This is a genomic window from Runella zeae DSM 19591, assembly GCF_000423565.1.
Classification (GTDB): Bacteria; Bacteroidota; Bacteroidia; order Cytophagales; family Spirosomataceae; genus Runella; species Runella zeae.
Genome location: NZ_AUIF01000062.1, coordinates 1 through 25,727 on the forward strand (window position 1 = coordinate 1; position 25,727 = coordinate 25,727).

General features: G+C 41.9%; 34 protein-coding genes and 1 tRNA gene. 27 read left to right on the forward strand and 8 right to left on the reverse strand.

Annotation, left to right across the window (positions count from 1 at the left end; translation table 11 throughout):
* Positions 1-216: 216 nt before the first annotated feature.
* From G563_RS0116490 to G563_RS0116520, 6 genes are all read left to right on the forward strand, one after another.
* On the forward strand, positions 217-1,689 hold the full coding sequence (locus tag G563_RS0116490; RefSeq protein WP_157585395.1) for a collagen-like triple helix repeat-containing protein: 1,473 nt from the start codon (positions 217-219) through the stop codon (positions 1,687-1,689).
* Complete coding sequence (locus G563_RS0116495) at positions 1,686-2,450, forward strand: hypothetical protein (RefSeq protein ID WP_028666287.1); 765 nt, start codon at positions 1,686-1,688, stop codon at positions 2,448-2,450. The genes G563_RS0116490 and G563_RS0116495 overlap by 4 nt, the downstream gene beginning before the upstream one ends.
* Before the next feature lie 105 nt (positions 2,451-2,555).
* Entirely contained in the window at positions 2,556-2,885 is a 330-nt protein-coding gene (locus G563_RS38110) for a hypothetical protein (protein WP_157585397.1), read from the forward strand.
* Between the two features lie 99 nt (positions 2,886-2,984).
* Complete coding sequence (locus tag G563_RS0116510; protein ID WP_028666289.1) at positions 2,985-5,027, forward strand: hypothetical protein; 2,043 nt, start codon at positions 2,985-2,987, stop codon at positions 5,025-5,027.
* Positions 5,028-5,037: 10 nt separating this feature from the next.
* On the forward strand, positions 5,038-5,568 hold the full coding sequence (locus G563_RS0116515; RefSeq protein ID WP_157585399.1) for a hypothetical protein: 531 nt from the start codon (positions 5,038-5,040) through the stop codon (positions 5,566-5,568).
* Between the two features lie 2 nt (positions 5,569-5,570).
* On the forward strand, positions 5,571-8,945 hold the full coding sequence (locus G563_RS0116520) for a phage tail tape measure protein (RefSeq protein ID WP_028666291.1): 3,375 nt from the start codon (positions 5,571-5,573) through the stop codon (positions 8,943-8,945).
* Positions 8,946-9,067: 122 nt separating this feature from the next.
* Here the strand turns inward: G563_RS0116520 and G563_RS35010 are convergent, their stop codons facing one another.
* From G563_RS35010 to G563_RS38115, 3 genes are all read right to left on the reverse strand, one after another.
* A complete protein-coding gene (locus tag G563_RS35010; RefSeq protein ID WP_037327207.1) occupies positions 9,068-9,628 on the reverse strand; it encodes a recombinase family protein in 561 nt (186 codons plus the stop codon).
* A gap of 1,011 nt (positions 9,629-10,639) precedes the next feature.
* Positions 10,640-11,674 carry a DUF4238 domain-containing protein gene (locus tag G563_RS0116540; protein ID WP_028666294.1) on the reverse strand — a complete coding sequence of 345 codons (1,035 nt, stop codon included), beginning with the start codon at positions 11,672-11,674 and terminating at the stop codon, positions 10,640-10,642.
* Positions 11,675-11,868: 194 nt separating this feature from the next.
* Positions 11,869-12,042 carry a hypothetical protein gene (locus G563_RS38115; RefSeq protein ID WP_157585401.1) on the reverse strand — a complete coding sequence of 58 codons (174 nt, stop codon included), beginning with the start codon at positions 12,040-12,042 and terminating at the stop codon, positions 11,869-11,871.
* Between the two features lie 94 nt (positions 12,043-12,136).
* On the opposite strand from G563_RS38115, the gene G563_RS0116550 reads away from it, so the two are divergent.
* Entirely contained in the window at positions 12,137-12,322 is a 186-nt protein-coding gene (locus G563_RS0116550) for a hypothetical protein (protein ID WP_028666295.1), read from the forward strand.
* Positions 12,323-12,326: 4 nt separating this feature from the next.
* Here G563_RS0116550 and G563_RS0116555 read toward each other — a convergent pair whose 3' ends face one another.
* The 3 genes from G563_RS0116555 to G563_RS37085 form a co-directional block, all read right to left on the reverse strand.
* Positions 12,327-13,568, reverse strand: coding sequence for a site-specific integrase (locus tag G563_RS0116555; RefSeq protein ID WP_028666296.1), 1,242 nt, complete (start codon positions 13,566-13,568; stop codon positions 12,327-12,329).
* 245 nt (positions 13,569-13,813) lie between these two features.
* Positions 13,814-14,269: a DUF536 domain-containing protein gene (locus G563_RS0116560; protein ID WP_028666297.1), complete on the reverse strand. Its 456-nt coding sequence runs from the start codon at positions 14,267-14,269 to the stop codon at positions 13,814-13,816.
* Between the two features lie 13 nt (positions 14,270-14,282).
* Complete coding sequence (locus G563_RS37085) at positions 14,283-14,726, reverse strand: tellurite resistance TerB family protein (RefSeq protein WP_028666298.1); 444 nt, start codon at positions 14,724-14,726, stop codon at positions 14,283-14,285.
* A 325-nt stretch (positions 14,727-15,051) separates the two neighbouring features.
* On the opposite strand from G563_RS37085, the gene G563_RS0116570 reads away from it, so the two are divergent.
* From G563_RS0116570 to G563_RS0116665, 20 genes are all read left to right on the forward strand, one after another.
* A complete protein-coding gene (locus G563_RS0116570) occupies positions 15,052-15,288 on the forward strand; it encodes a hypothetical protein (RefSeq protein ID WP_157585404.1) in 237 nt (78 codons plus the stop codon).
* A gap of 94 nt (positions 15,289-15,382) precedes the next feature.
* Positions 15,383-15,586, forward strand: coding sequence for a hypothetical protein (locus G563_RS0116575; RefSeq protein WP_028666300.1), 204 nt, complete (start codon positions 15,383-15,385; stop codon positions 15,584-15,586).
* Positions 15,579-15,956 carry a hypothetical protein gene (locus G563_RS0116580; RefSeq protein WP_028666301.1) on the forward strand — a complete coding sequence of 126 codons (378 nt, stop codon included), beginning with the start codon at positions 15,579-15,581 and terminating at the stop codon, positions 15,954-15,956. The genes G563_RS0116575 and G563_RS0116580 overlap by 8 nt, the downstream gene beginning before the upstream one ends.
* A gap of 82 nt (positions 15,957-16,038) precedes the next feature.
* Positions 16,039-16,257 carry a hypothetical protein gene (locus G563_RS0116590; RefSeq protein WP_028666302.1) on the forward strand — a complete coding sequence of 73 codons (219 nt, stop codon included), beginning with the start codon at positions 16,039-16,041 and terminating at the stop codon, positions 16,255-16,257.
* Positions 16,254-16,679 carry a DUF4494 domain-containing protein gene (locus G563_RS35020; RefSeq protein ID WP_037327211.1) on the forward strand — a complete coding sequence of 142 codons (426 nt, stop codon included), beginning with the start codon at positions 16,254-16,256 and terminating at the stop codon, positions 16,677-16,679. Before G563_RS0116590 ends, G563_RS35020 begins: the two co-directional genes overlap by 4 nt.
* 10 nt (positions 16,680-16,689) lie before the next feature.
* Complete coding sequence (locus G563_RS0116600; protein WP_028666303.1) at positions 16,690-16,986, forward strand: hypothetical protein; 297 nt, start codon at positions 16,690-16,692, stop codon at positions 16,984-16,986.
* 87 nt (positions 16,987-17,073) lie between these two features.
* Positions 17,074-17,145: transfer RNA gene (locus G563_RS0116605), tRNA-OTHER, on the forward strand.
* A gap of 82 nt (positions 17,146-17,227) precedes the next feature.
* Positions 17,228-18,646: a hypothetical protein gene (locus G563_RS0116610; protein ID WP_028666304.1), complete on the forward strand. Its 1,419-nt coding sequence runs from the start codon at positions 17,228-17,230 to the stop codon at positions 18,644-18,646.
* 19 nt (positions 18,647-18,665) lie between these two features.
* On the forward strand, positions 18,666-18,974 hold the full coding sequence (locus tag G563_RS0116615; protein WP_028666305.1) for a hypothetical protein: 309 nt from the start codon (positions 18,666-18,668) through the stop codon (positions 18,972-18,974).
* A gap of 73 nt (positions 18,975-19,047) precedes the next feature.
* On the forward strand, positions 19,048-20,211 hold the full coding sequence (locus G563_RS0116620) for a DNA polymerase III subunit beta family protein (protein WP_169579769.1): 1,164 nt from the start codon (positions 19,048-19,050) through the stop codon (positions 20,209-20,211).
* Entirely contained in the window at positions 20,204-20,560 is a 357-nt protein-coding gene (locus G563_RS0116625) for a hypothetical protein (protein ID WP_037327208.1), read from the forward strand. Before G563_RS0116620 ends, G563_RS0116625 begins: the two co-directional genes overlap by 8 nt.
* Positions 20,561-20,564: 4 nt before the next feature.
* On the forward strand, positions 20,565-20,870 hold the full coding sequence (locus tag G563_RS0116630; protein WP_157585408.1) for a hypothetical protein: 306 nt from the start codon (positions 20,565-20,567) through the stop codon (positions 20,868-20,870).
* A gap of 8 nt (positions 20,871-20,878) precedes the next feature.
* Positions 20,879-21,244 carry a hypothetical protein gene (locus G563_RS0116635; RefSeq protein WP_157585410.1) on the forward strand — a complete coding sequence of 122 codons (366 nt, stop codon included), beginning with the start codon at positions 20,879-20,881 and terminating at the stop codon, positions 21,242-21,244.
* Positions 21,241-21,555 carry a hypothetical protein gene (locus G563_RS39310; RefSeq protein WP_169579770.1) on the forward strand — a complete coding sequence of 105 codons (315 nt, stop codon included), beginning with the start codon at positions 21,241-21,243 and terminating at the stop codon, positions 21,553-21,555. Before G563_RS0116635 ends, G563_RS39310 begins: the two co-directional genes overlap by 4 nt.
* Positions 21,556-21,558: 3 nt before the next feature.
* A complete protein-coding gene (locus G563_RS0116640) occupies positions 21,559-21,936 on the forward strand; it encodes a hypothetical protein (RefSeq protein ID WP_028666310.1) in 378 nt (125 codons plus the stop codon).
* Positions 21,933-22,289 carry a hypothetical protein gene (locus G563_RS0116645; RefSeq protein ID WP_028666311.1) on the forward strand — a complete coding sequence of 119 codons (357 nt, stop codon included), beginning with the start codon at positions 21,933-21,935 and terminating at the stop codon, positions 22,287-22,289. The genes G563_RS0116640 and G563_RS0116645 overlap by 4 nt, the downstream gene beginning before the upstream one ends.
* A 15-nt stretch (positions 22,290-22,304) precedes the next feature.
* Positions 22,305-22,505, forward strand: a complete 201-nt coding sequence (locus G563_RS0116650; RefSeq protein WP_028666312.1) for a hypothetical protein — start codon at positions 22,305-22,307, stop codon at positions 22,503-22,505.
* An 11-nt stretch (positions 22,506-22,516) separates the two neighbouring features.
* A complete protein-coding gene (locus tag G563_RS0116655) occupies positions 22,517-22,897 on the forward strand; it encodes a hypothetical protein (protein WP_028666313.1) in 381 nt (126 codons plus the stop codon).
* Between the two features lie 68 nt (positions 22,898-22,965).
* On the forward strand, positions 22,966-23,151 hold the full coding sequence (locus G563_RS0116660) for a hypothetical protein (RefSeq protein ID WP_157585412.1): 186 nt from the start codon (positions 22,966-22,968) through the stop codon (positions 23,149-23,151).
* 47 nt (positions 23,152-23,198) lie between these two features.
* A complete protein-coding gene (locus G563_RS0116665; RefSeq protein ID WP_028666315.1) occupies positions 23,199-23,699 on the forward strand; it encodes a hypothetical protein in 501 nt (166 codons plus the stop codon).
* Positions 23,700-23,850: 151 nt separating this feature from the next.
* On the opposite strand, the gene G563_RS0116670 is transcribed toward G563_RS0116665, so the two are convergent.
* Positions 23,851-24,783: a TIGR02391 family protein gene (locus G563_RS0116670; RefSeq protein WP_028666316.1), complete on the reverse strand. Its 933-nt coding sequence runs from the start codon at positions 24,781-24,783 to the stop codon at positions 23,851-23,853.
* Between the two features lie 100 nt (positions 24,784-24,883).
* Positions 24,884-25,612 carry a hypothetical protein gene (locus tag G563_RS0116675; protein ID WP_028666317.1) on the reverse strand — a complete coding sequence of 243 codons (729 nt, stop codon included), beginning with the start codon at positions 25,610-25,612 and terminating at the stop codon, positions 24,884-24,886.
* Positions 25,613-25,727: the final 115 nt, after the last annotated feature.

The window sequence follows — 25,727 nt, forward strand, 5'->3', positions numbered from 1 at the left end:
CAATTTCGCATTTCAAAAAAATGAAGATGTATTCTTACAAGTAACATGAAAAAATACCTAATCTTACTACTGTGCATCGCGACATTTTCGGCGGTTGCCCAGACACCAATTGCGCGGGTGAAGCAGGGGGAAAGCTTCACGCTTACGCTGAATTTTCCGTCGTCTTATGATACCTCGCGCATTGCGAAATTGACTGCCTTTTTAGGCGGCGCCGAGGTGGGCGACCTTCAGAAATCTACAATCGTCCCCCTAAATGACAGCTGTTTTCGTCTTCAGCTCCGCAGCTCTCGCACTGCCTTATTGAAAGGTGACTACGCCTTTCAAATCGCCGTCGAGGACAAGATTGTAGGGGTGAAAAAGACGACACCGGTTCTGATCAGCTTCGCTCCCTCGAATAATACGACTGCTAGTAGTGCGGTGAACGCGGGTTCGGATGTACTGCTGAAGGTTAATATCCTTACGCCTGTCGTGGTGGCTAATGCAGAATTGGCAACTATCTATAAGGGTGAGCCGGGCGCACAAGGGCCGGCCGGGCCTACTGGTGCGACAGGAGCGCAAGGCCCACAAGGTGTGCAAGGCCCTCCCGGTTCTGACGCTACCGTGACGGGTGCGGCGGTGACGGCAGCGCTTGGTTATACACCTGTAACGCCTACTCAGTTAGCTACGAAGTCGGACACTTCGCACCAGCATACCGCCTCTCACATTACCGACTGGACAGCCGCCTGGGCGGCGAGGTGGGCGAGTGAGGCGGTGGCAATTACTAGCAATCTTATTCCATCTGGTGTACGAAATCTGGGAGGTAGCGGCTCGGGACAGCACTGGAATATTGGTTACATTAGCACTATTAACAATCAGCTTGGGACGCTTTATCTACAGCAAGGTGGAAATAACAGAGTAAGTATTAATCCCAATGACGTTCACATATCTCCCAGTCTATTTGTTTTCAATACTGGAACCAATACTGGACAGGCGACACTTGGACTAGGCAATGGAGGTGTTTTACGCGGAAATACAACCCTTGCTTTTCTTGTTGGAGGGGGGGCTGGCGCAGAGGCGGCAAGATTTCACTCAGACGGCAATTTTTCTCTTGGTAGTAATATCAATGGAGGATATAAGTGGGATGTTAATGGAACTTCTCGTTTTCAGGGTGTTTCTACGTTTTCATCTAGTGTTGGCATAGGTACAACCTCGCCTCAGTATGCTCTTGATGTAAGAGCAGCAGGCAATGCCATATCGGTATGGGACGGGTCTAACGGTATGGTTATTTCAAGAATCGGACTTTCCAAACTCGGTGTAACTGCTACTCCACTTGATTTGTCTGGCTTTTCAAGAGTCGCAGTTATGTATACCTACAACTCCTCAAATGCAGTACAATATGGATTGCAAAATATTGGAACAATCAATCAATCTGGCACAGCAGGATATGTTGCTAATTATACATCTATCTACGAGCCAAATCTTGGTTCTGGCGAAAAACTACTCCTTGACTTAGGTACTAATAGTGCGTCTGGTGGCAATAGTGCTACACACATCCCAAAATTTCGAGTCTGGAATACGGGATATACGACAAGTATCAATGACGTAGAGATTCTCGACAGCACAAAAGGAATCATCCTGAAAAGCCCCGACGGGACGCGATATAGAATCTCCGTCGCGAATGGTGGCACCTTAACCCTGACAGCATTATGAACTTCATCCTAGCCATTTTCGCGCGCACTATCTTCTTCGTGCTGTCCCCTTTTCTAATTCTTGTTACGATAGGAATTAAGCTCTCGAAAAAAGAGAGCCTTGGACTCTACGCAAAAAATATCGCTATCGCCTACGATATTCTGATTAATGTAGTGGGTGGTGAGCTGTGGGATTTCTTGTTTAGAAAGCGCAAAATAGACAAGTATAAATTTGGCGGATTTCGCACGATTTCATGCGATTTAGGCCTCAATAAATCAATCTATAATCTTACAAAATTCGGCTCTCGTGTAGAGAGGTTTCTTCATTTTCTCGACGAAAATCACGTCGAGAATGCAGTTAATTCTATGAAAAAGTACCTACTTATTTTTTTGTTGCTAGTGTCGGGAGTGGCACAGGCGCAGCACCTAGTCTTCAAGTGCGATTCCACATTTTTTAAATCCCCGCGCATTCCTGGGGGCTACTATGTGGAAGGTATATCCGCCAAAGCACTTAATCCCATTTTGGGCGATACAGCAGCCTTATTTTGTCACTTCGAGTTCTATCGGATTGTGGATTCGACCTACCAAAAAGTAGACGAGCAGAATGATTATATACCCAAGTGGGTGCCGACCGATTCGGGTCTGAAAAACCTGCACATGATGCTGTTTAGTGGCAATAAGCAGCAAATATACGAGGCGGCGAAAATCTTCGCAGAATATCAGGGGTATACGCTCAAACCCTTAACACAACAAAATTTTCTTAACAACCTCTATCCAGAATGACAAATATCAAACGCCTCCTTCTTATAATAGCCCTGCTATCACTCGTAGTAATAGTGATAGTTCGGCTAGTAAGACAATCTCCCAAGCCTCAAACCAACATCAACTATGAAATCAAAAAACAGTCAGATAGTATTGCTATTGTTAGTCTTAGCCAGTCTGACTCTACAAAATTGCGCAAGCTCGAAAAGCTTAAGCGAAGAATCGCGGAAGCGAGATATAACGATAGCTTACAACGCGCAGCGCATTAGCAACGCAGACGCTGCCGTCGCTTGCTACGATATGCTCGTTGATGCAGAAAGGCGTTTGGCCGACACTACCTTGGTTTATAACAACTTAAAAAAAGAGGTTCCCAAAATACAAGCCAAGGCATATCGAAAAGGCATTTCGATAGGAGCTGCTACTACCATTGCAATATGGCTCCTACTAAGGATTTAGAGTTTTCATGGATTAATGCAGCAACCCAAGTGGCAATGTCGCTTGGGTTCTTTATTTGTTTTCCTAGTGTTGATTTAGCCAACCTTCTACCTTGTTGGCATGATAAGAATCTTACGAAATGACCGCGAATTGGAGCTCTCTCCAGATACGTCCATTCAGCTTGAATGGAATACTTGGCTTTTTTCTGATGATGATAAATTGCCTGGTAGTTTCAGCTATCAAATTCGGTTTGGACTTACCCCGTCTAATCTTATTTTTATTGACTATGCCCACCGCCCTGAACAGGTTTACAATGAGCTACAAGTTATTGCCTATTTATCAAATGTATTGGCTGTAAGATGTACTCTAGCCTACGACGTAGAGGGCAACATGGCAGTAGGGCATCTCAAGTTTGAAGCGGCTGAAGTAAATCGTAAAATCAAAAACACCAAACTTCGTGATGCAATCAAAACTGATTTTACCGTAGGGCCTAACCTACTCCTCAGTTTGTATTTACGTCAAATAGCCCAACATCCTATTGGTACTTATCCTGTTGTTTTTGCCCCTATCTATAATCCCGATTTTATCGAAAGTGATTTTGCCTTTAATGACGAAGAAACCAAAGGAGATGCTCCCTTCGAACTCTATAACTTTAGGTATGAACCCTATATCAACCCATACGGTAAAACGGGCACTGGTAGAGGTTTTTTGTATGACGAATCTATTTCCAGTTCTTCTTTTCTTCCCTATACCAATGTAACCGTCAAACATATGGGGCGGTTTTTAGTACCATTCCCGTACTTGGTTCCGGTGATTCGAGAGCTGATGCAGTGGCTCGGCTTCGATATTGCCGGAAATTGGATTGATGATCCTGAAATCAAATGCCGCGTCATTTATAATACCTATGCCCTTGGCAGTCGTCTTTTCAATGTATTTGGCATTCTCAGAATAAAGATTGCGGAGCATCTACCTGATATGACAGTTGGTGAGTTCCTGAAAGCAATACGCAAATACTTTGTACTTAGTTTTGAATTCCGTAATCCTCCGGGCATTGTTGAAATTAAGTCACTGGCCCAAATACTAGACTCCCAAGAGATAGAAGACTGGAGCAATTATCAGTCATTAGAAAATCCCCGATTACGTAGGCCCGAAAATCGCGGTTTCAGTGTAAAAGTAGCCGAGGATTCAGGAGATAAACTCTACAAAGAATCCAACTTCAATCCAACCTTTACCCTGGGCGACGGAGAGCAAAACTATGATGTACCTATTGGTACACTCAATATGTACAAAGCTACCAATCCCCACACGGGAGCCAAATGGATTATTCCTCGAGCCCTTCAGCGAGGAAATGTAAGAGATGCAAAGTTGAGCCGTTCAGCGGCCTACAGCCCTCAACTTCCCCTTAGCAATGAACCCAAACTGCGGCTACTCGCTTATCGAGGCATGCAACCTGATTCGTCGGGTCAGCTCTATCCTATGCTCACAAGTGGGATGTATAATGCTCTCAATAAACAAATCGCCCAGAGCTGTGAAGATAGTCGGCAAAGATTAAGTGTTTTTCAACAACATATCCGGCGCTATCTCAATATCATCGATACCAACCGCGAAATGGAGCATGAGTTTTTAATTCCAGAATCTTTGCTTCAGAAGTTCAGTTTCAATCGTCTCTTAGGACTCACTGGTAACAATCGGGTATATATGCGTCATCTCGTATCCAAACTTGTGATAGAGCTACCGAGCAAAAGCGGATTTGTCAAAGCTAAGACTTACAGCTACCCCCTACTCCCTGGCAAGTTTGGTCCAATCGACGCCCAATCATTTCCCTGGCTTGAGGTGATCGAAATCAACCGTCGTGGCCAAGACACGGGGCCTAGCCAAAACGCCGGATTCATTGCTGATATACAGATCAACTGCTGGACAAGCCCGGAGAAAATTGCACAAGCGAATGTCTCTGGGCTCACGGTATTTTTTGAAATCCAAACCAGAACTACTGTATCTGCTACCAACGAGACAACGGTAGAAACCAAAGAATACAGTGCGGTGATTTCGGGCACCAGTGCCGTGATACGCACCAATCTGATAGTAATGGAATTTCCAAGTACTGGATACATCTACCGGGGGTTGGTCATTCTCGAAAACCCTGAATACTTAATCATCTTCTAGCATGGCAGTGATGAAAAGAATTTTGGCCAACGGTAGAACCGTCAGAGCCAAATGGTCAAGTAGTAGCACCGAACAGACCCGAGCGACGGCAACCATTCCCGGTTTGGCTAATAACCAACTCCCCGAAATTCGTTTACGGGCGCTCAATGAAGCTACCCTCAAGATGTTTATGCCCATTTTTCAAGAACGCTTGAAAAAGAATCTGCAAGAGTTCCAGATTGGTTACGAGGGTGATTTGGATGATAGTATCCGTTTTTCGGTATCAAAAGGCGCTGATAGTGTCATGGGGACTTTACGCTTCAACTTCTACGGTCGCTTTGTCGATTGGGGTGTAGGTAAAGGCATCACCTTACTAGAATCTCAAAGCGGCGTTCCGCTAGCAGCTGGCCGAATGCGGTCAAAACGAAGTGCCAAGCCGTGGTTTGGGCCTCAATATGCTTACGAACAAAAACGCCTAAGAGAACTGGCTACTACCAACACCCAACAAGTACTGGCGGAGTTAGCCGCCGAAATGAATGTACAAGTTGAAATACAATTATAGCAATGGCAAAGAACAGTACTAATACATCCAAATCAGTCATCCAACTTGTAGTAGACGGGAAGTCTGCCGAAACCAGTGTAAAACAGCTTGGCGTGGCCCTTAACCACGTCAATAAGGAGCTTCGAGATATGAAAATCAATGATCCGCAGCGGGCGGAGCTCCTTAAACAAAAGAAGCTTATCACTGACGAATACATGAAGCAAAAAACCCTAATCGGGGATATACGCTCAGGCTGGAGTCGCTTTAAGAGCGAGGTAGTTCAGATTGCTGCTGGGGTTGTGGGAGGAAACGTAATCACGGCCCTGCTCCAACAACTCATCATGTTTATTCCTCAGCTTATCAATAAAGCGTTGGAATTACGTGATTCTTTGGCTGATGTTGCCAAGGCAACCGACATGACCGATGCCGAAGTAAAAGCCCTCAATCGAGAACTTAAAGGCTTCAATACCCGAACCGCTACCAAGGAGCTGAGAGACATGGCCAAAGTAGGTGGGCAGTTTGGCGTAGCCAAGGAGCAAATCGCCGGCTTCGTGAAAGGAGCTGACCAAGTAAACGTAGCCTTGGGCGATCAGTTTGGCAGTGCAGAGGCTACCGCTGGAGCAGTACTGAAGCTGAGGAATATTTTCCAGAACCTTAAATCGGACAACATTGAGAAAGATCTTTTGCACATTGGAAACGCGCTCAACGTACTGGAAGCCCAAGGAGCTGCTACCGGTGCGGGTATGACTGATTTTTCGAGCCGTATCGGTGGTGTATTAATTCCCCTGAAGGTGAGCGAAGCCCAAGTATTAGGTCTTTCGGCTACTTTGGAGGAGCTAAATGTAACCGCTGAACGCGGATCCACGGCCACGGTTGATATTTTCCAAAGGATGCTTACCGAAACAGAAGCCTTTGCGAAAGTAGCCAAGACTGCCGATGGTGCGAAAATGACCCTTCAAGAATATAAGAAATTAATTGGAGAAGATATTTATGGCGCATTCCTAGCTTATCTACGAGGGTTGAAAGAAATACAACCCAATCAAATTGCATTCATGGCCGCGCTTGAAGAATCAAAGCTCACCGGAGCAGGCGCCAGTGAGGTACTCTCCAAGCTTTCGACTAATCAAGAAATGCTTGCCCAAAAAATTAAACTTGCAGGCGATGCCCTCCAAAACACGGACAGTATTACCGCCGAGTTTAATAAGAAAAATCATGAGCTGGCCTTGGGCTTGAAGAGACTATCAGAATGGTGGAATGGCCTCATTTACAATCAAACTTTTCAAGACTTTGCCACCGGCCTGGTTTCTCTTCTGAATAGGATGTTGGGTTTGACCGAGAAAATGGATGATGCCAATAAAACTTCCTTTAGTTTCCTGAGTGTGATTGAATCAATCATCGATGCCATTGGTAATCTCCTTATTAGTCTGAGGGACTTAACTGTAACCTTGACGGGCTACGGCGACGCCGGAAAATTGGTGATTGATGTAGGAAAGGGCATTGGCGTTGTCTTTAAATTATTAGCCACGGCCATTATGGTCGTTGCCAACGAAACCGCTACGTTGATTGGCTATTTTGATGTTCTTATTAACAGTGGAAAGAAAGTGATGAACTTTTTTGGGGGGCAATTTAAAATCAACCCGCTCTCAAATATGGACAATTTGATGAAACGACGCCAAGAAAACATTGATAAGGTAAACTCTTGGTGGACTACTCCCAAAGCTCCCGTGAATCCCGCTCCTACAGGGGGGTATAGTGGTGCGGGTCCTTGGCAAGAAAATATCCAGACCGGGGGTTATAGTGGTGAAAATCCTAACCCTACCTCCTCAAATTCTCCCAACACTTCTACTCCAGTCAGTAATGTTCCGGGTAAAAAGGAAAAAAAGGAGCTTGAAAATCTTAGGAAGGAACTACAAAAGTTACAAGAAGATGTTCTTTTGAATAGCTTAAGTAGCTATGAGAGAGAAATTAAGGCTGTAGAGTTAAAATATAAGAAGCTACAGACAGAAGCCAAAGGCAATGCGAAACTCATCAAAGAAATCAAAGAACTTGAAGAACAAGAGAAAACAGCCATTGAGAAACAATACAGTAAAGAAATAGAACAAATACGTGCAGCACTTCTCTTGAATACCCTCAGTACCCATGAAAAAGAACTTAAAGAAGTAGAGTTAAAATATGAGAAGCTGCGGACAGAAGCCAAAGGCAATGCGAAACTTATCATAGAAATCGACCAACTTGAAAAGCAAGAGCGAACAGCCATTGAAGAGAAACATACTAGGCAACTAGAGAAGGAGAACCAGGAGAGAATCAAGGATGCGGTTGAAGCTAGAGAAAAAATAGCTAGTGCCCAACGCGAGAGTCTCGAACAGTCTGAAAAAGCAATGGCCGACTATCGAAAAGGGAAAAAATCGGTATATTCATCAAAGGGAGAAGGTTCTTTAGGGATTAGTGAAAATGATGAGTTCAATGCCCAAAGCCAGCTAAAAGACAAATATGATCAAGAAATCAAGTCCCTTAGAGATAATTTTAATGAAGCTTTATCAAGCGCCCCTGATGAGTTAAGAAGTGAAATGACTCATCAATTTGGACAGGTTTTAATACAAGCTGAGAAAAATTATTACGATGAGTCTAACCAACTTCATTTAGATTTTACTCAAAAACGACTAGCCGCATACTCTAATTTAGCTTCGGGTGTAAGTGACATTTTTACAAGCCTAATGGAAGTTACAGGCGAAAACGAAGGGATGTTTTTGGCATTCCAAAAAACCGCCGCAATGATTCAAATAGCCATTGATACTGCCAAGGCGATAAGTGCCGTAACTGCCGATGGTGCTATGGTTGGACTTACTCCTATTGAAAAAGCTTTAGCAATTTCCTCGTCCATTGGAATTGTATTGGCTAATATCGCCAAAGCTAAGAAGGTATTGAGTACTGCCCCTCAAGCCGAAACGCCCTCCTACAAAAGAGTGCCTGGGCGAGAAACTGGCGGTAGCACCTCTATGCAAGCTTTGAAAGTAGACAACAGTGGCAACCCTGCGGGCTACATCGATACACCTACTTATTTTAATCTTGGGCCCCGCTCCTGGATAGGTGGAGAAGGAGGCAAACAAGAATATGTTATTCCTTATGCAATGTTACAGGATCCGGTAGTGGCCAATATTGCCGGAGCACTGGAGGCAGTAAGACCCCGCTATTTTGCTCAAGGTGGAAGCACGGCTCTGCCTTCAGCTGGCAGCTCCTCTCAAGGAAGCGATTTCAATGCTAAAGCTATGATGCAGCTCTTAGCTGAAGTAAACGCCATGCGTGGCGACTTAAAAAACCTCAAAGTCACTCTCAACTATTATGAGTTTGAAAGATTTGAGAAAGATATTCAGCTTATAAGAGATGAGAATACTGGATAAAAAATAGAAAACCCGCTATCGATAGCGGGTTTTCTTTGGACGTCCAAATCACTATTATGTATATATCAAGTTGTTGTCGAAGCTAGGATGCAAAGATATTCAATTAATTTATTTCTTTTGAACTAGATTGTGGTATCTAAATATCTATAAACCGTCGCTCGACTGATTCCTAGAAGTTTACCGATTTCAGCAACCGTTTTTTCTTTTTTATCATATAAAATTTTTGCCGCTTCTGCTTTTGATTGAGCTTCTTTACTTAGCCCTTTGGGTTTTCCTCCTTGCCGTCCCCGCGCACGGGCGGCTGACAATCCTGCTTTAGTTCGTTCACGGATTATATCTCTTTCAAATTCTGCTAAGGAAGCAAATATGTTAAAAACTAACCTACCTTGGGCGGTTGTGGTATCAATGGCATCATTTAGGCTTTTAAAACCTATTTTTCTTTCTTGAAATGCACTTATTAGATGTATCAACTCTTTGAGTGATCTACCCAGACGGTCAAGTTTCCACACGATAAGTGTGTCCCCTTCACGCAAATGTTCTATCAACTTTTGAAGTTGGGGCCTTTCAGTAGCTGATGAGGCTTTTTCCTGAAATATACGCTCACAACCTGCTTGTTGAAGCCCGTCGATTTGAAGATTTAAGTTTTGTTCTTGGGTTGACACCCTAGCGTATCCAAATATCATATTTTTGTCTCATTAACTTAAACAAAGATACTAAAATAAAACATAGAAATTTGAGATGATGATATGAGACATTTCCAACAACTTTTTTATAACTTGCGAAAGACATTGCAACATGTCTCATAAAACGAGGGTTTTGTGAGAATTTGTTTACACTTAGCAAGCACTATTTTGTCAGGCAAGACTATAATTGACACACGATAACATTTTGGAGCTGTTGTTAGCAAGCCAATCGCCCCGACAAGCTAGCATTTAATTATAGTAATACCCATTCATTTTCAACTCAAATTTAAAATAGTTATGAAGCTTGTTTATGTAGCGATTGGTGCCCTGATTGCGTTAATTCCAGGGGCGTCTTTTTTACTCATCGCGGTCGATCATGGTTCACAAAATTGCAAAATCTTACGGTGTATCTAACCTAGGCGACCTTATCTGGTTCTGTGCAAAAATGGTGGTTATTAGTACCTTTCTGAAACTCTTTGCAACATTACTACATCCCATTCCAATACTTGGACAAGTAGCTAATTCACTCGTAGCTGGCGGATTTATCTACTTCGTTTACGATATTGCTGACTCACATTATGCATCAATCGCCCGCAGGTAGTTTTCTGGAAGATTTGCACATATATACATATACCTCTCACCTTCGAAAAAATTCAAGACTTTGGTTTAAAAAGTAGAAGAAGGTTCTGGAATATTAAGTAAGTTAATTTGGGAAGCTCATGTAATGCTAAATGTTTTTTTCAGCTTACTCCTTTTGTTAAGCTATACGAAAATACTTATGGTGTTTCTTGGGGCAAGCAATTTCAAATTGTTGTTCAGCCCAACAATCATCAGCCATAAACAGTATGGGGAGATATTTAATTTTTTACCAAACCCTCTCTTAAACATAGCTTTTTACATACAGGAAATAGTATTTTTTAATAATTCTAACGAATCTTTATTTTTCGTTCTTCTTATTTGGCTACATATTCAAAGAACTTGAAAAATTACAATCAAAATAATTTCTCTTTTTTATTCGGGTCTAGGGGGTTTATATAATCTAGTAGGCATTGCTTCTACCCAAGCTGACTGCCCTCTTTTTGCGGCTTCTACTAAAGCTTTTTCATCCGCTCCTATTAAAATTTTATTAGCATGTGTACAATGACAAATATTGTATTCTGCTACTTTATTGGGTGAGTAAGTAACTGCTACAACTTTTTCTTTATTAGGGCCTATTTTTGTATCTATTTCTAATAAATGTATAAGTAAACCATGCAAAGGAGACAGGGGAAAAAAGAATCTATCTATTCTTTTCTTATCGAAGTCGTCAAAAATCAAAGACCATACGTTTTCCTTATTAAAAAAAATCCCTGGATTATCTGAAGTAATAATTTGAGAATTAGGATGCGTTCTAATTATTTCCCATTTAGAGTTAATAAGATGTTTTTTTAACTTTAAAGCTTCACTGGCCAAACCACTTTCTGGGTCTAAATACAAAGCAACTGTATGAAGGATTCTCAAAAGTTCTTGTGGGTTTTCTAAGTCGTACTCATATTTTTTTTTTAGCTCATTCGCATAATCCATCAAAGCTTTATCTTGAGGGTTTATCTTTTTTAGTATATTTTCTAGGTGTTGGCGTGCAGTAGGAATATGATCCTTGATTCCACTTAAGCTTTCATATACATCTCTTACATATGGGTTTCTAAACTTTATGCTGACTATCATATTGACTATAGAACAAGTGTCTTTTACAGATAATAAAACGTGATTTTCTTTTTTTTCCTTTAATTTTGCTAATAATCTAGGCATCTCTTTTTCATAATCAAACCCTTCATCTTCAATAATGTCAGGGTTCTGCCCAAATCTAGAAGCAAGAAAGCTTTCTTGAGTATTAATACGATAAAAATATTCTTTAGTGCATAAAGTTTTACCAATGTATGATTTTTCAGATCGTAGAATTGACTTACTGAGATCTAACTTCCATAAATATAAATCATTGTCTTTACCTTTACCAAATTCTTTTAAGTACCGTTTAGGTACGAAATGATGGTTTTTTTTAGTTGTCATATCTATAGAGTAAAAGTCGATATAAAGTTTATGTACCTTATTAAGGTATGGACAAATATTAACAGAATATGCAAAATTAGACAAGTATTATATATGTTTCACTAATACCTAACTTTATGTCATTAATCAGATTTTCAGAATGTACTTAATAACTTTTCTCCATATACTAGTTATAAACCTTACTCAATAGAGTACTATTGAGCAAGGTTTTCTTCTGATTCTATTAACTCTAAGCCTTTGCGTAAAACTTCATAGTAAACATCTCTAAGCGTTACCTTATCTCCCAATTCTAAGCGCTTAAGCTGCAATTTTTTAATTTTAGAGTGAATGTCATTTGGAGTATCTAAGTATATCTTGGTTGTTGTCATCGTAGTAAGATAAGTTTATTTACAAAAATAAATTTTTATGACTTAAATACTCATTTATCATAAATATGTATTTTTATGACAAAAATATATTTTTATGACAAAACAAATGCAATCCGACGAAATTTGGCAAAAATTCATTGAGTCTAGCGTAGCAGAGTTGGCTTATGAGCAGCAGATTCAAAAGCTAACGGAGCTTAAAAAGATTGAGTCTGAGCGCCGTCAGCACTATTTTAACCTGCTTGATGCCCAAAATCTAGTCAAGCCGAGTCAAAAGGCTTGAGCTTTTATTCCCCAAATACTCTTTTTACAAGCTCGTCATTTTCTTCTGGCTCGGCATCGTTGAAATATTGCTCCGTAATGCTGATGCTACTGTGATCGAGCGCGTCGGAGATAATATGAATATCTCCAATCAACTGCCGGGCAATGTTGGCAAAGCTATGCCGTGCTACGTGCATACTGAGCTTTTCAGTCCCAATTTGCTCCGCAATCTCATTCAGTTCATTACGTAGGAGTGAATTTTTAGAATCCAGAAACTTCACCCATTTACGGGGGTCAAATTGTTTCTTGTCCACATTTTTCAAAAGCGGGAATATGTAATCATTCGGTTTGGGCTTCAGGGGAGGAATCGGCTTGTATAAGTCAAGGATTGCTTGAGCTTTCGATATTATTTTTCTACCACGGCCTTTATCGGTTTTATTGGCAGAGTAATAGAGGTAGTTTCCCTTTACGTCTTTCCAAGTCAGCTGAAGCAGGTCTTTGACCCTTATGCCTTGCATATAGAAAGAAAACAAAAACATATACTTGGCATCAGCTCTCCTGGTATTGGGTGGTACTTCTAGCTTTTCAATGGCCTCTATCTCGAAAGCTTTTAAGCGAGTTCGTTTCGTCTTGGTTTTTCGCGGTGGAGCATACTCATCCCACGGGGAGCCGTCGGTCAAGCGATAGCGTTTTGATTTTACCGCCTCTCGATAGATGGTCTTAAGTACCTTCATATTGGCACCAATGGTATTGGCACTATTGCCAAGGCGGGTCAGGTGCCTTTCATAATCTTTCAGAAAATCATAGGTGATTTCGGAAAAGTATAAATCTTTTTGGCGACCGTCCCGGCCTTTTCCTAAGTACTGTTTGAGTTTGCTTACAATTGACTCACGGGCCGCCTGGGTTTCGGGGTTAGGGACTTTGCCCACATGCTGATCCGCATAGTCCAAATAGCTTTCACCTAGCACTTCTTTCTTGAGCTTGCGTTGAATCTCTCCTGCCGAAAGTGGGCTGTTTTCGGCAAATCTTTTGAGGTATTCTTTTTCAGCTTCGAGGAGCTTTACCTTCATTGCCATGTTGATTTGAGCATAAAGGGAATGAGACTTCCTTACTTCTTCCTTCTCAGCGTTCCAGTCTTCTTTTTTTACACTGTAGCCTATATTGATACGCTTTGGTTTTTTGTTGTGCGTAATCCGTAGCATGATGCTATGCTTACCGTCTGCTCCTGGACGACTGTTTAGCTCGAAGTGAAAAGTAACCTTGCCCATACGCTGAAACTTTTACTGTAACTTTTTTTAGTTCTTCTTATGACGTAGTGGGACGAATATAAACAAAAAAACGCCTTAGAAGTGAATCTAAGGCGTTTTTGTAATATCACGAAATACTTTAAGATATTTTGGTGATCCCGCTGGGACGTCCCTTTGGAAATCGAACCCTCACTGATAATGACTGCGTTAAGTACTTAACTTAACACTGTGCCACCGACGTTTCAGCCGCCTAAGCAAAAAAAAGATTAGGCTCTCTGAGCCAAAACCTCTGTTGCTGGATGCGCTTTCAAAACGCCAGTCCCGGTGACACACTCATGCTTTCCCAGTAAATCCATCAAGCGATCTATTTGCTTATCTTTTGCGGCTATTTGCTGGTCTTTCACTTCTATTTGCTTGCTAAGGCGCATAAAGCTTTCCTCTAACTTTTTCAAGTATTCTTGAAGGTAGTTTTCATTTGCAGCTACCAAAGCAGGAGCATCCGCAAACATCTCTCCTTCTCCAGTAAGTAGCCATGAAGAATTGACTTGAGGATATTTCTTTAGTAGAGCAGTTATAAAGTCAAAACCTGGCTTCACTTTTCCCTCGATTATATATGCTACATTTGAATAACTTCTCCCCAGCGATTTCGCAAATGAGTTATTATTCATCCCTAAAGCTTCAATGATTCCTTTAATTCGGAGTGAGATGTCAGTTTGTTCCATGGTCGTTAGTTAATTAAGATGCTTTATTTTTAATTACCATAACATCAATGATTTTTGTGGCAAGGTCATTGGATATACTTAGCCCGTTCTGTAAATCCTCTAATAAAGCCTCTTCTTTGGCATTAACAATGCCATCGGCTAAGATAAAGTCTACAGCCGTCGCAAAAAGGGTTGGCTTCATTGTTTCTTTAACGATCGGAAGTGCCGCCGTCACTATTGCTTGCACTCCGTATTTAGATTTTAAAGAATCTAATCTGCGATATGCTTCTAAACTATTAAATCCTTCCATGTAATTATTGCTATGCATAAATCCCACCAAAGCCTCAATTTCATCATTACCTATTTCTCCATCTATTGCGACGCAGGCATATACAATAGCAAAAAAGGCTTCGCGGTCACTATTGAACTGAATAGAAGGTTGAGATGTAGAAGAAAAAAGTTTACTGAAGAGTCCCATATTAAATGAATTATAAAGTTGTTGTTTTGATTTATTAATGAATTTGTGATTATCTAATTTTAGAAATTCGATAGAGTCGTTAACGGTGTATTAAGCCTAACTTCTGCCTAATAATGCTGACTCAGCTACTAGCTAAACAAAATATTTCAAATGCATAATGTTTTGAAAATGAGCTTATTGCAAAATTTTCAAAATTTATTTTATCTAAAATTAGGTAATTGTTTATCTAATTTTAGATATTTGTATCAGATAGCAACAACAAATAAACAACTTTTTGACAAATGATAATAAAAGTTGTAATAATTATTTACTAAACGGCAAAGTTATGACACTCGAAGATGTACGCCTGATGTACCATGACGGGGTTATCAAGAAGAAGGCCCGCTCCGAAATCAAGAAGGATTTTGTTGAGCTTTTTGGGTACTCTACCGACCAGCAATTTACGATGATGATGGCCGTTGGGAGTTCAGAAATTCCTACGCCTAAAGAACTGGATTGGCTGATGTCGACCGTTCAGCGGTATCATAATCACTATACAGAGCACCAACTTACTTTCCAATAATCATGTGCGACGCAATCAGAATGCTCCTAACATTTGTCCTGACATTTTTGGCAGGGTGGTTATTAGCTTCTATAGCTATAGGTAAGAAAAAGCCATGAAACATCCTGACGCTACTCTCATCGCTCAGTACCTCCAGACGGTGGTACGTATGGCAGAGCAAAGCTCCGATGTGGTGGCAAGGCGTCACCTCAAGTATGCAGCAGCAAACGTAGCGGCACACCTTACCGGTGAGGCTGACATGAGTCAAGAGTTTCAGTTTATGATTCTTAAGAACCCTAAACCTCAAGAAAATGTGTAACGGAATCGACGTCTATGTATCCAATATTGCCCCTAGGCAACAGGATATATATAAGGAAGCGATGGCGTGGATGGATAGTATGCGAGACCAGCCCGGCAATCGTATCCAACAAGAAACCCAAATGCGCTTGCTTACTGCTCTACTATGCCGAGGTGGAATCCCGATAGTGGAGTTTTTGGACACCTATTACAGTCAGCTTCATACCCCCCAATCTACTACCCCTCCCCCCCCAAGCATAGCCAGTACTGCTGAGGCCAAGCCCGATTTGAGGACTTGCCGAGGCTGCGGCAAGCAATTTTCACAGAAGGCTTTCAACGGCCACGGCGAAAGTCGATGCTTAGTCAAGCATGGAAAGGAGGAGCCGAAATGAACCTGGACGTAATTCTTTGGCTCATCATGTTTGTGGTGATATGGCCTTGGTTAACGCGTGTAAATCCTAAAAAGCCAGAACAATGAAAAAGGAGACGATTCCCGTAGAGAGTGTCCGATTTTCGGAAGCACTCATCAAGAAAGTTGAATCTGCCGCCAAGCCGGTACTCTATTGGCACAAGCAGCTTAGGAAGCCGCATAGCGGCAACTTCTTTGCGCGGCTTCGATATGCGTATGTCTACTACCGTTTCAATCGCGCCCAGATACGCTACTTCAATCACCTCTTAACCCGAAAACCATGAGTTGGTACCAAGGTAAATTCTCATATCAACAGGAGCAGGAAAATGGCTCCCTCAAAAACCTCTCCGAAACCTACCTTTTGGAGGCATTCAGTTACACCGATGCCGAAGCTCGTATGTACGAAATCGCGGAAGAAAACGCCATCCGAGACTATGCTATCAAGGCACTCACCCCGATTAAACTCTCTGATGTATTTCATGAGGAAAAAGGAGAGTACTGGTACCTGATAAGGATGTACTACATCTCAATGGATGAAGTGCGACGTACTGAGAAGAAGATTGTAAGCCAAATGCTCTTGAATGCCGACGACATCAAAGAGGCGATTGAGCGTATTCATGAAAACCTCAAAACCCTACTCGTACCCTATATCATCGACGCCGTAAAGCAGACCCCCATTTTAGAAGTGTACCCCAAATCCTCTTAACCCGAAAACCATGATTCAACTCAATACAACTGAAGAACAAAACAGGAAAGCTCAAGAAGCCTTAGATGAATTTCGGCAGAAGGTAGGAGCTACAAATGTGATGATTGCCTATACCAAAGGGGACCCCATCAAAATACATGGAGAAGGAGGTATGAATACAGAGTCTATTGTAGGTATAAGAGGTGCTCTGACGGTCAATTGCCAAGACTTTGAGACCCATGTGACAATATTAAACTTTGTTTTGGACATCTACCGTCGACATTTTCCAGAGGTTTATATGTGCTGTATGAATAAACTTTTCCCCTAACCACTGGACATTCTTTAGAGGTTTAGGTTTTTTCCACTCTCGCACCTACTTAGGTGCTCAGAGTGTCCGGTGAAGAGGATGAGTAAGTCTCCTGTAGTGTAATGGTAACACACCCACGCCACAGGGAAAGTACTGGTTCGAGTCCAGTCAGGAGACCCAACGAGGACGCCAGTCCACAAAGCTCTTAGGTGGGGTAACGCCCACCTATAGGGTATTTTTTGACCTTATTTTTAGTAAAAACATGAATTACACGCCCCAAATCAACTATCACGAAGCCGTAAAACGCTGGTGTAAGCGAGTCGAAGAGTACAACAATCAGTGTGCCAGCGTCAGCTATCAAAGGCAAATCAAGCTAAACGGTGATGTCATTGAGCGTACCATTACCCGCAAAAAAGGCACCATCAAGGCCGCTGTCAAGGCTACGGGGATGCACCTCATTGCCCAGTATGCTGAGGCTTGGGCCAATGCCAACCGCCACCACCACAACATGGCTCACCCTGATGATGTATATCTACGTACCAATCGCGTCGAGATTGGAGAGCGGCTCCAGCGGTCGCCGCGTAGTGTATACGATCACGTCCAAAAGCTCATCGAAGTGGGGCTGATTTCGAAGTACATATTTTGCGGCCGTCAGCACAGCTACCGCCTGTGGATATCTCCCCAAATCCTGTTTGGCGAAAAAAGCGAAAAGGCCGAAAAAATCGTTTCAAAAGCCTCAAAAAGCCCTCTTTCCGTATCAGTACGGCAAAATTTGCCGCCTTCTGATATTTCACAGAAACAACCTTCAACTACAATAATAGCGGTAGATAGTGGAAAAACACGGAAACAACAACACGGAAACAACGAGGATCCGCACAGTCTGGCTCAAAATGCCAACAAACCAGCAAATTCGAAGCCTAGCACGGAAACAAGACAGCCGGGGGGGCGCGGCGGCGATTTTCTGCCCCCTGTGGATAACACTGCTCCCTATGCGAAATTTCTGCGACTGCCCGCCTATTTCAAAACCCTGAGCTTAAACTTTTGGCTGTTGGCTCGCACCACCCTCTACCCTGGCAAACAATTCAGCGACCATGACAACAACGAAGCAGTACTGGCCATTGTAGAAGGGGTTTTTGGAGGTTTTCGGGTCAATATGACTGATAGAGAGTGGGATAATTACTACAACGAACTCGTCCAACGAGTCAACATGGCGAGTGATTGGTTCCACCAAAACCCCCACCGACACCCTGACCTACCCTATCAGGCTGGCCGCAAAATGGGATACTTCGACCCTCTCAATCACTTTGGATTTTCAACTACGGCGACGTGGCTCGAAAAAGATAAGCTCCGAAAACGTAAAAATCGCGTCGAATACCTGCTCAATGCCGCTCGTATCGATTTTGAGAACTTGGCCGCTGGAAAACCTCGTGCCAAACACATCGAAAAAAATGAGCTCCAGCTATTTGTGTATTACCAAAACCTCGCCAAGCCCTATGGCCAAGACGTAGTTGAGCGATTTTGTGAACAATATCTCAAGCAAAAAGCCAACAACTTCCGACCCGCCAAACGCAATACCATCACGATTCGGGCCCAAAAAGCGGCCGACAAAAAAACGGCTCATGTGGTGTACGTAGAATCTTGGATGAACGAAATGGGCGAAGGCTTTTACTCTGACCTCTAACTAAAACCACCATACTCTCATGCCTCAACTCACCGAAGAAAAACGCAAGGCTCAAAAGTACTATGCCACGCGGGCCATTGCAGTAAGATTCACCAATCAGCGCCCAGGCGAAAGAAGCAAATGGTTTTTTGATAACCAATATGTGTACAAACTCAAACGCCTCAATGGATATGGCCCTACGTATTGGGAAAATCACTTCAAAGATTACCTGAAGCGAAACTCTGCCCTTGTGTTGGAAGCATCACTTCACGATGTGAGCCAAGTATCTGACCTCACTTCAGAAAATAGAATCGCTCAGCTGGTCACCAACGGGCATTTTCTATTCTAACAAAAAACCCCTGCACAGTGCAAGTGTGCAGGGGGCAAAAATGATTTTTTTTCACTATAAACCTGACAAATATATGCAAACTGATCGGAAATTCACAATCTCCCAAAGCGAGCTGCACCGCTTGCTCAACCTCGTCAAGCACGCCGTAGCGGCCAAACCGATTGTACCTATTTACGAGTTCTTGAAAATCGACGTCCGAACTTCAGCTCGCTACATCACCGTCACTGCCTCCAACGACGTGAACATGATTCAAGCTCGCTCGGCCGACGATAGCATCGAGGAGCAAAAGGACTTTCCTTTTTCGATGTGTGTTCCGGCCAAGACGCTCATCAGTCTTGTGGCCTTGCTCCCTGCGGAGCCTATTACATTTGTTTATACGGCTCATAATCGCAAACTGAAAATTGAGTGTGCCGAAAACAACTACGATTTTGGCTGCCAGAACCCCGACGATTTTCCAGACTTCCCCAAACTGCAAAGCAAAGCCGTCTCCTTCCAGCTCGATAGCGAAGTACTCACCTCCGCGATCAGCTACGCTGCTTATGCGATAGCAAATAACCCAGACAAAATGAATTTAACGGGCATGTTCATTGGAGCGGCTAAAAATAAGCTGACAATATCGAGTTGCGACGGTCGGAAGTTGGTACGCTACATACGAAACGACGTCGTCATTGATCACGACGTCAGTATGTTGATCCCTAAAGCGGGAGTTTCGGTATTGCAAAAAATACTCCCCAAAAACGAAACGATAACCCTCGCGGCTTCGGCGCAACGTGTGATTGTGAGTAGTGATATGTTTCTATTTTCGACGCTTCAGATTAAGGCGACTTACCCCAACATAGAGAGCGTGATTCAATTTAGCAGTGCCACCCAAAAAATCAATTTTCAGGTAAGTCAACTAAATGATGCCCTCACTAGGATCCACTTACTCGCCGAATCAGATACCCCCTACGTCACCTTCATCCTTGTACCAGACCGCTGTATCATAACCACCGAAGACATGAGCCGTGGCCGGGCTGCAACGGAACGATTTAGCCTGAGCCACACAGTTACCGAAAAAGTGTGTTTTCTGCTACTAGATTTGGAAACAATGCTGGCCAATATTCCTGGACATGCCAAGGAGCTTACGCTTTCAATGGAAGCATCGAACAAAGCGGTATACTTCACGCCCACCGCTCCCCAAGACGGCGAAGACCTGCTCATTCTTGTTTTACCTTATCTCACTAATGTATATGCCTAAGTACGAATTCAACGACTCCGGTGTCTGCATCAACCCGCAGGTGCCATTTCAGATTCAGAATGAGGGTTGCGCACTAAAAATATCCATTGCTGAGCATGATGACAAATGGGGGTACGGCTACCATGCTGAAATTCTGTTTGGGAGTTGTGCTGGATGCGGTATGGGAGTTGCTGAAAAGTACTGCCACTATCAGACCGAAAAAGAAGTCCTCATCGCTGTAACGGATAGAGTAGCAGAATGGATTAAGCATACTCAAGCTAATCAGGAGCCGCAGTACCGGTACAAGTTTTCTTGTTTCAAATCCTTTTGGGAATACCACGAATCTCTCCGCCAACTTTCAATTTTCTAAAAACATGTACAAGCATTTTCATTCCTGCTGCAAAGCCCCCAGTGATATACTTACGATGCTGATCAACACCTTCAAAACCGAGATTAGCGAAAAAGTATATTACTCTCCAGACCTTAATTTTGAGCATCTCCGCGAAAGGCTAGAACTTGATTGTTATGTGATACTAGCCAAGTATCCAGATATTCACAAAGAGACAAAAATCAAGCTCAAGCAGCTTGACTCCACGGTCCATATCGATATCATCCACAACACTAAGGAGCGTACAGCGGTACTCGGCACCTTTGTTTTTCAGAAAGGAGGTGAATCATGAATAATACCATGATTTCATTCACAAGCATTAAGGATAAAACTGTGATAATTGACGCTACTGATATTGAATCAATCAATCACTGGACGGATGGCTTTAGAGAATTTGGCTCAAGAGTCGTCACGAAATCTGGCAGCACCTATCTCTTAAAAGATGATGTCCATAATGTAGAAAACGCTGTCATAGAGACACTCAAAAAAGTAGTGAATGCTCAACCATATGACCCGTACCTTACCCTACGTGATCAGTTTGCGATGGCAGCTCTACCAGCCCTAATAAACAAATATGGTAAAGTGCCACTGTCTGCAAAATGGGCTTACGAAGTGGCCGACGATATGATGGCCGCTCGTTCAAAAAAGGAAGGAGGTGAGGTATGAATAACCAATTAGCCACCGACGGCAAATCGCCTGTTCGTTTGTATTGTGAGCCTTATATTTCAAGTAGGCATAGACATAATTATTTGAAATATACTTTTCATGGTTGCTTAGATATACAAGCAACTTATTGGAAGTCTTATTTAAACGATGAAACTGAGTTAGTAATTGACACAAGAAAACTTGGGGGTTCATTTGAAAAGATAGATAACATTAAATTGTCTTACGAAGAATTTTTAGAATTCGTTAACCAAAAACTATCATGTTTTGGCGTATTTATAAAAAATACTAGCTCAAATACAGGAAGGAGGTGAATCATGATACGACTTTCCATCATTACTCAAGATAAATTCGTCACCCTCGGCGTCAACGCCCTCGCCTCTTTCATCGAAGCTGGAGGAACTCACAAAATCAACACAATCCAAGTGATTGATGATGAGTTTCTGAAGATAGCTGAAGCAATGAAAACCTTCCATTATGGCTTTACGGCAGATTTTAAGGTGGAGTTTTTGAAGATTTTGCAAGACCACAAAGGGCAACAATGCCTCATCACCACTGACTGGATATACAAACGCGCTTCGCCTAAGACAGACTACTTGATGCGACTGGTGGAGAAACTTAACAAGGGGGAACCCTTGACCGAAGCTGAAGCAGAAAAAATTTGGGGGAGAGTCAAGAAAGGGGGTGAAGTATGAATGAGCCAGAATGGTTGCCAACGGTAATGCCAATCGCCATCAAAGTCTATCCTTCAGAAGCTAGACTCTTAGAGCAATTTGTACGGACGATTCGCGACAATGTACATGAACTACAATGCCAATCTTCTAACACCCATATCGTGTTGGCTGAGTGGTACAACAACAAATACTTGGCCGCCTATTTCCGCATTAGAAGAGGATCGCCCAACATCGCCAAAAAATTGGATATCCCCATAAGTGTGGCTCGAATCCTAATGACGGAAATGACCAATAGCGTCATACCAGAAAGTCTCAACATGGTACTTGGCCAAATCCATCGACAGCTTACTAATCGTAATTTTTTACCTGAATAAAATCCCCCTACTACAATGCCAATCGATTTAAATAAGGTTTCAATTGATGATTTGATAGCAATGAAGGAAGAACTTACACAAGCTATTGCCTACGCGATACAAAATGCCTCTATTTCAAAAATAGCAGAGGAGACAAGGCACTTCAATGAACTTGAAAAAACCTATCGCAACCTTAACGACCTAGTTCAACAAGAAATCAATAACCGTTTAAACTAATCAATTATATTATGGAAGGAATAAAGTACACCCGTGTGGAGTATTCCAAGACCTACAATCTTGGCAACTACGAAAATGAGCGCATCGGCCTCACTGCCGAAGTACCCGAAGGTACCGATATGTTAGCGGCCTACAATCAAATCCGTAATGATGTAGAAGCGGCCCACGACTACCGAAAAGACCTAAAGAATTTCGAACGGGCTAAAGAAATCGTAAGTGATACCCTGAATCATTACGGTCATGAAGTAATCAGGGCTGAAGAAGTGATTAACAAGTTTTACGACAAATACCCCTTTCATCGACCCAACGATGTAGAAGCAGCTCTCCAGCTCGACGAAGCTCCCCTCATCGAACACAAGGATGCCAAGGAAACATGGGAGGAAGGGTACTAATGGAAAAGTTTAACATTGAGCATCAGTTCATGCTTTATCTTGAAAGAGTAGGATTAAATATCAAAACGATGCATCCAATCCAACTCCAAGAAACTCGCCGTGCATTCTACGGCGCCGCTGGTCAAATGCTGATTTTGCTACGTGACGATTTATCTGAACTTCCAGAGGAGGAAGCAATAAGTAAACTTGATTCTATGATTATTCAAGTAGAAGCATTTTGGATGAATCAAATTAAGCCAAACCAGAAAAAATAATTCACAGTGGCCAGCTCCGTGCTGGCCACTAATAACCAATACTGCTTATGCAATTTCGAACTTATGGCAACGGTGATCATCAGCTTTTTGTAACTACTGATGCAGCTGGAACACGAATTACTGAAAACAAATTTGTTTTCACAGGATTTATGAACGAAATCCATCCGTATAATCGCAATCGACTCAATAGGATTGTGGTAGAAGTCCTTAGAAGCGCGGGCATTATACTTAACGTGGCAGAAGTCAGCACCACTGCTCAAATGAGTACAAATCCTTACGCTGGCGAATTAAGCTTTGAGATCTTGACTTTGCCTTCTGGTACTTATCAGAAAAGTAACGATGGAAATCAGTACATACTATTTCAAGATACAGAAATGGGCAGGGGATGGGCTTGCCTTATTGTCAATGAAGAAATCATCATCCAAGACCACCGTGATACGGTTTTAGATATTTTAGAAGAAGGTACTTGGATACGGTCTTTTGGGATCGACTATCAGCTTGTATTGGGCAAAGATATAGATGAAGTGAAAACTCAACTTAGATTTTAAGAACACCGTGGCCAGCACGTAGCTGGCCGCGAAATATTTTGTACAAGAAAAAAAAATCGACTTATGGATGACATTGATAATCGCACACTCGAACAAAAAATGGAGGTACAAAGTAAGATTCTTAATGCTTACATGAATGAGTATTCACGTCTCAAGCGTCTGCTGGATAAGATACCACTTCACATTCGTCAAGAATATGAAGCAGACCACTCGCAAAACTCAACCATTCAAGTGTTCTTGATAAATTTTCCCAGCGAATAATTTTATGGGCATTGGGGTTTCTAATGGCCATAACAGCTCCTTTAAATAGGAGCATTATTCCCTGTTGCTTATTTTTATCGTCAGTGTATTTTAGAACAGGTTTGTTTACCGAAAAAGCTTTATCCATCAATGTACTACCGTCATCATTAGATAAGCCAGATTTATTTTTCACCATATTTACCATTTCAATATAAGTATCTAAAATAGCAGAACGATAATTGTTTTGTTCTAAATAGTTGATGGCTACAGTCTTTACTACAGGATGCATACCGTTTACCATTGTCAATGCTTCTTTAAGCGAAAAGGCATCCTGTGAAGTCATAAGCAGTTGTTTTCTAATTAAAGAAAGTTTCCTCAATAGTTGATTTGTAATAATCTGCAAAACTCCTAAAACGATAGCAGGTTCAAAATGGAACTTTTCAATCATTTGGAGCTTCATATCATCCTTTACATCTTCTGTTAGAGGATGTGGAATTACTATTGTTTTATTTCTTTGACTAAAGGCCAATAATTCTAGAACCCCTTGCTTCAAATAGAAAAAATTAAACTCTTTTAAGTCTGGAATGTATTCGGAAAGAGGTCTATTGTTAGCATCTGTATATATACCTATTATTTTTCGATAATAGGGAAACTTTTCAGAATGCTCAAAATAAGGGTTTGTTTTGGTATAGCCACTAAGCTCAAGCCCTACCCACCTTTCTAGTTCTTCATCGTCTATTGCATAAGAAAGCGTAAGTGTTTTTTGTAACGCAGCAATTAAGCTGTTGTCTGTACAAAGGTCAATTATTTCTTCAATCTTAGAAATGATTTTGCTTGGGTTCATTACATTTGTGTCAGTTAAAAGAATATAGATTGAGAGTGCTCGTTACGGTTCCTAGGCCAGCGAGCATTTTTAATTTAAAAAGGATTTTGCAGGATATAGGCTATTCAATAAGCCCCTTTATTTGATTGAAAAAACTCCCCTCACCTTCATACATTTGTTTGGCAATCCACTTAACCGTCTCTTTTTTGAACTCTGCCAGAAACTCCTTCATAAGAGCTATACTATACTTGCTGCTTTTAGCCCAAATTTTAGCCAAATACTTTACCACTTTGTTTTTAGGGAGAGACGACAACTGTTCCTGTAAAGCTTCACAATCTTCTTTTATCTCCTCTAGTTGCATTTTTTTGCTATCTAAATCGGTAGACTCTTCATACTTCTGAAGTATCAACTTGACAGCCTCAATGTATTGGTCAAGATACAGCATTCTGATGGGATCAAAGGGTACTTGGTCGGCATCATCTTCATTCATTTTTAGTACTTCAAAAAAAGTATTGGCATGAGCTTCTAACATAGGGTCATCAAAAACCGTCTGAAGCTGATTGTACTTATCGAGGAGTGTTAACCAATTTGTAACGGTTGAAACTAACTCCTGCAAATTGGCATCCATTGAATAGGGTCTTAGGGATTTTTCACTCAATGGGTGGAACTCAATGTGATGTAGGTCATTGCCGTCTTGATGTCGAATTCGGAAGAAAAAATCTGATTTGGGATCAGCATCTTTAATGATGATTGCGTACTTGGGATCTTTGAGAATCTTTATGGAGTCCCTGTACTTATCAAGCAGTGGTTGTATTTTTTCTAACACAGCAAAAGGAATCAGTTTTTTCATTATTTTCGTACCTGTTATGTTGTTAATGATTTTTTAAAAAGCCTATCAGGTCGGGAAACTTGGGTAGGCTTTTTGCTTTTGCAAGATATAACAAAAAAGCCTACCAATTGGAGGC

What these genes read in the sequence shown, in the direction of transcription:
- G563_RS0116495 (WP_028666287.1), top strand. Translation starts at nt 1,686, where the DNA reads ATGAACTTCATCCTAGCCATTTTCGCGCGCACTATCTTCTTCGTGCTG.
- G563_RS38110 (WP_157585397.1), top strand. Translation starts at nt 2,556, where the DNA reads ATGAAATCAAAAAACAGTCAGATAGTATTGCTATTGTTAGTCTTAGCC.
- G563_RS0116510 (WP_028666289.1), top strand. Translation starts at nt 2,985, where the DNA reads ATGATAAGAATCTTACGAAATGACCGCGAATTGGAGCTCTCTCCAGAT.
- G563_RS0116515 (WP_157585399.1), top strand. Translation starts at nt 5,038, where the DNA reads ATGAAAAGAATTTTGGCCAACGGTAGAACCGTCAGAGCCAAATGGTCA.
- G563_RS0116520 (WP_028666291.1), top strand. Translation starts at nt 5,571, where the DNA reads ATGGCAAAGAACAGTACTAATACATCCAAATCAGTCATCCAACTTGTA.
- G563_RS35010 (WP_037327207.1), bottom strand. Translation starts at nt 9,628, where the DNA reads ATGATATTTGGATACGCTAGGGTGTCAACCCAAGAACAAAACTTAAAT.
- G563_RS0116540 (WP_028666294.1), bottom strand. Translation starts at nt 11,674, where the DNA reads ATGACAACTAAAAAAAACCATCATTTCGTACCTAAACGGTACTTAAAA.
- G563_RS38115 (WP_157585401.1), bottom strand. Translation starts at nt 12,042, where the DNA reads ATGACAACAACCAAGATATACTTAGATACTCCAAATGACATTCACTCT.
- G563_RS0116550 (WP_028666295.1), top strand. Translation starts at nt 12,137, where the DNA reads ATGACAAAACAAATGCAATCCGACGAAATTTGGCAAAAATTCATTGAG.
- G563_RS0116555 (WP_028666296.1), bottom strand. Translation starts at nt 13,568, where the DNA reads ATGGGCAAGGTTACTTTTCACTTCGAGCTAAACAGTCGTCCAGGAGCA.
- G563_RS0116560 (WP_028666297.1), bottom strand. Translation starts at nt 14,269, where the DNA reads ATGGAACAAACTGACATCTCACTCCGAATTAAAGGAATCATTGAAGCT.
- G563_RS37085 (WP_028666298.1), bottom strand. Translation starts at nt 14,726, where the DNA reads ATGGGACTCTTCAGTAAACTTTTTTCTTCTACATCTCAACCTTCTATT.
- G563_RS0116570 (WP_157585404.1), top strand. Translation starts at nt 15,052, where the DNA reads ATGACACTCGAAGATGTACGCCTGATGTACCATGACGGGGTTATCAAG.
- G563_RS0116575 (WP_028666300.1), top strand. Translation starts at nt 15,383, where the DNA reads ATGAAACATCCTGACGCTACTCTCATCGCTCAGTACCTCCAGACGGTG.
- G563_RS0116580 (WP_028666301.1), top strand. Translation starts at nt 15,579, where the DNA reads ATGTGTAACGGAATCGACGTCTATGTATCCAATATTGCCCCTAGGCAA.
- G563_RS0116590 (WP_028666302.1), top strand. Translation starts at nt 16,039, where the DNA reads ATGAAAAAGGAGACGATTCCCGTAGAGAGTGTCCGATTTTCGGAAGCA.
- G563_RS35020 (WP_037327211.1), top strand. Translation starts at nt 16,254, where the DNA reads ATGAGTTGGTACCAAGGTAAATTCTCATATCAACAGGAGCAGGAAAAT.
- G563_RS0116600 (WP_028666303.1), top strand. Translation starts at nt 16,690, where the DNA reads ATGATTCAACTCAATACAACTGAAGAACAAAACAGGAAAGCTCAAGAA.
- G563_RS0116610 (WP_028666304.1), top strand. Translation starts at nt 17,228, where the DNA reads ATGAATTACACGCCCCAAATCAACTATCACGAAGCCGTAAAACGCTGG.
- G563_RS0116615 (WP_028666305.1), top strand. Translation starts at nt 18,666, where the DNA reads ATGCCTCAACTCACCGAAGAAAAACGCAAGGCTCAAAAGTACTATGCC.
- G563_RS0116620 (WP_169579769.1), top strand. Translation starts at nt 19,048, where the DNA reads ATGCAAACTGATCGGAAATTCACAATCTCCCAAAGCGAGCTGCACCGC.
- G563_RS0116625 (WP_037327208.1), top strand. Translation starts at nt 20,204, where the DNA reads ATGCCTAAGTACGAATTCAACGACTCCGGTGTCTGCATCAACCCGCAG.
- G563_RS0116630 (WP_157585408.1), top strand. Translation starts at nt 20,565, where the DNA reads ATGTACAAGCATTTTCATTCCTGCTGCAAAGCCCCCAGTGATATACTT.
- G563_RS0116635 (WP_157585410.1), top strand. Translation starts at nt 20,879, where the DNA reads ATGATTTCATTCACAAGCATTAAGGATAAAACTGTGATAATTGACGCT.
- G563_RS39310 (WP_169579770.1), top strand. Translation starts at nt 21,241, where the DNA reads ATGAATAACCAATTAGCCACCGACGGCAAATCGCCTGTTCGTTTGTAT.
- G563_RS0116640 (WP_028666310.1), top strand. Translation starts at nt 21,559, where the DNA reads ATGATACGACTTTCCATCATTACTCAAGATAAATTCGTCACCCTCGGC.
- G563_RS0116645 (WP_028666311.1), top strand. Translation starts at nt 21,933, where the DNA reads ATGAATGAGCCAGAATGGTTGCCAACGGTAATGCCAATCGCCATCAAA.
- G563_RS0116650 (WP_028666312.1), top strand. Translation starts at nt 22,305, where the DNA reads ATGCCAATCGATTTAAATAAGGTTTCAATTGATGATTTGATAGCAATG.
- G563_RS0116655 (WP_028666313.1), top strand. Translation starts at nt 22,517, where the DNA reads ATGGAAGGAATAAAGTACACCCGTGTGGAGTATTCCAAGACCTACAAT.
- G563_RS0116660 (WP_157585412.1), top strand. Translation starts at nt 22,966, where the DNA reads ATGCATCCAATCCAACTCCAAGAAACTCGCCGTGCATTCTACGGCGCC.
- G563_RS0116665 (WP_028666315.1), top strand. Translation starts at nt 23,199, where the DNA reads ATGCAATTTCGAACTTATGGCAACGGTGATCATCAGCTTTTTGTAACT.
- G563_RS0116670 (WP_028666316.1), bottom strand. Translation starts at nt 24,783, where the DNA reads ATGAACCCAAGCAAAATCATTTCTAAGATTGAAGAAATAATTGACCTT.
- G563_RS0116675 (WP_028666317.1), bottom strand. Translation starts at nt 25,612, where the DNA reads ATGAAAAAACTGATTCCTTTTGCTGTGTTAGAAAAAATACAACCACTG.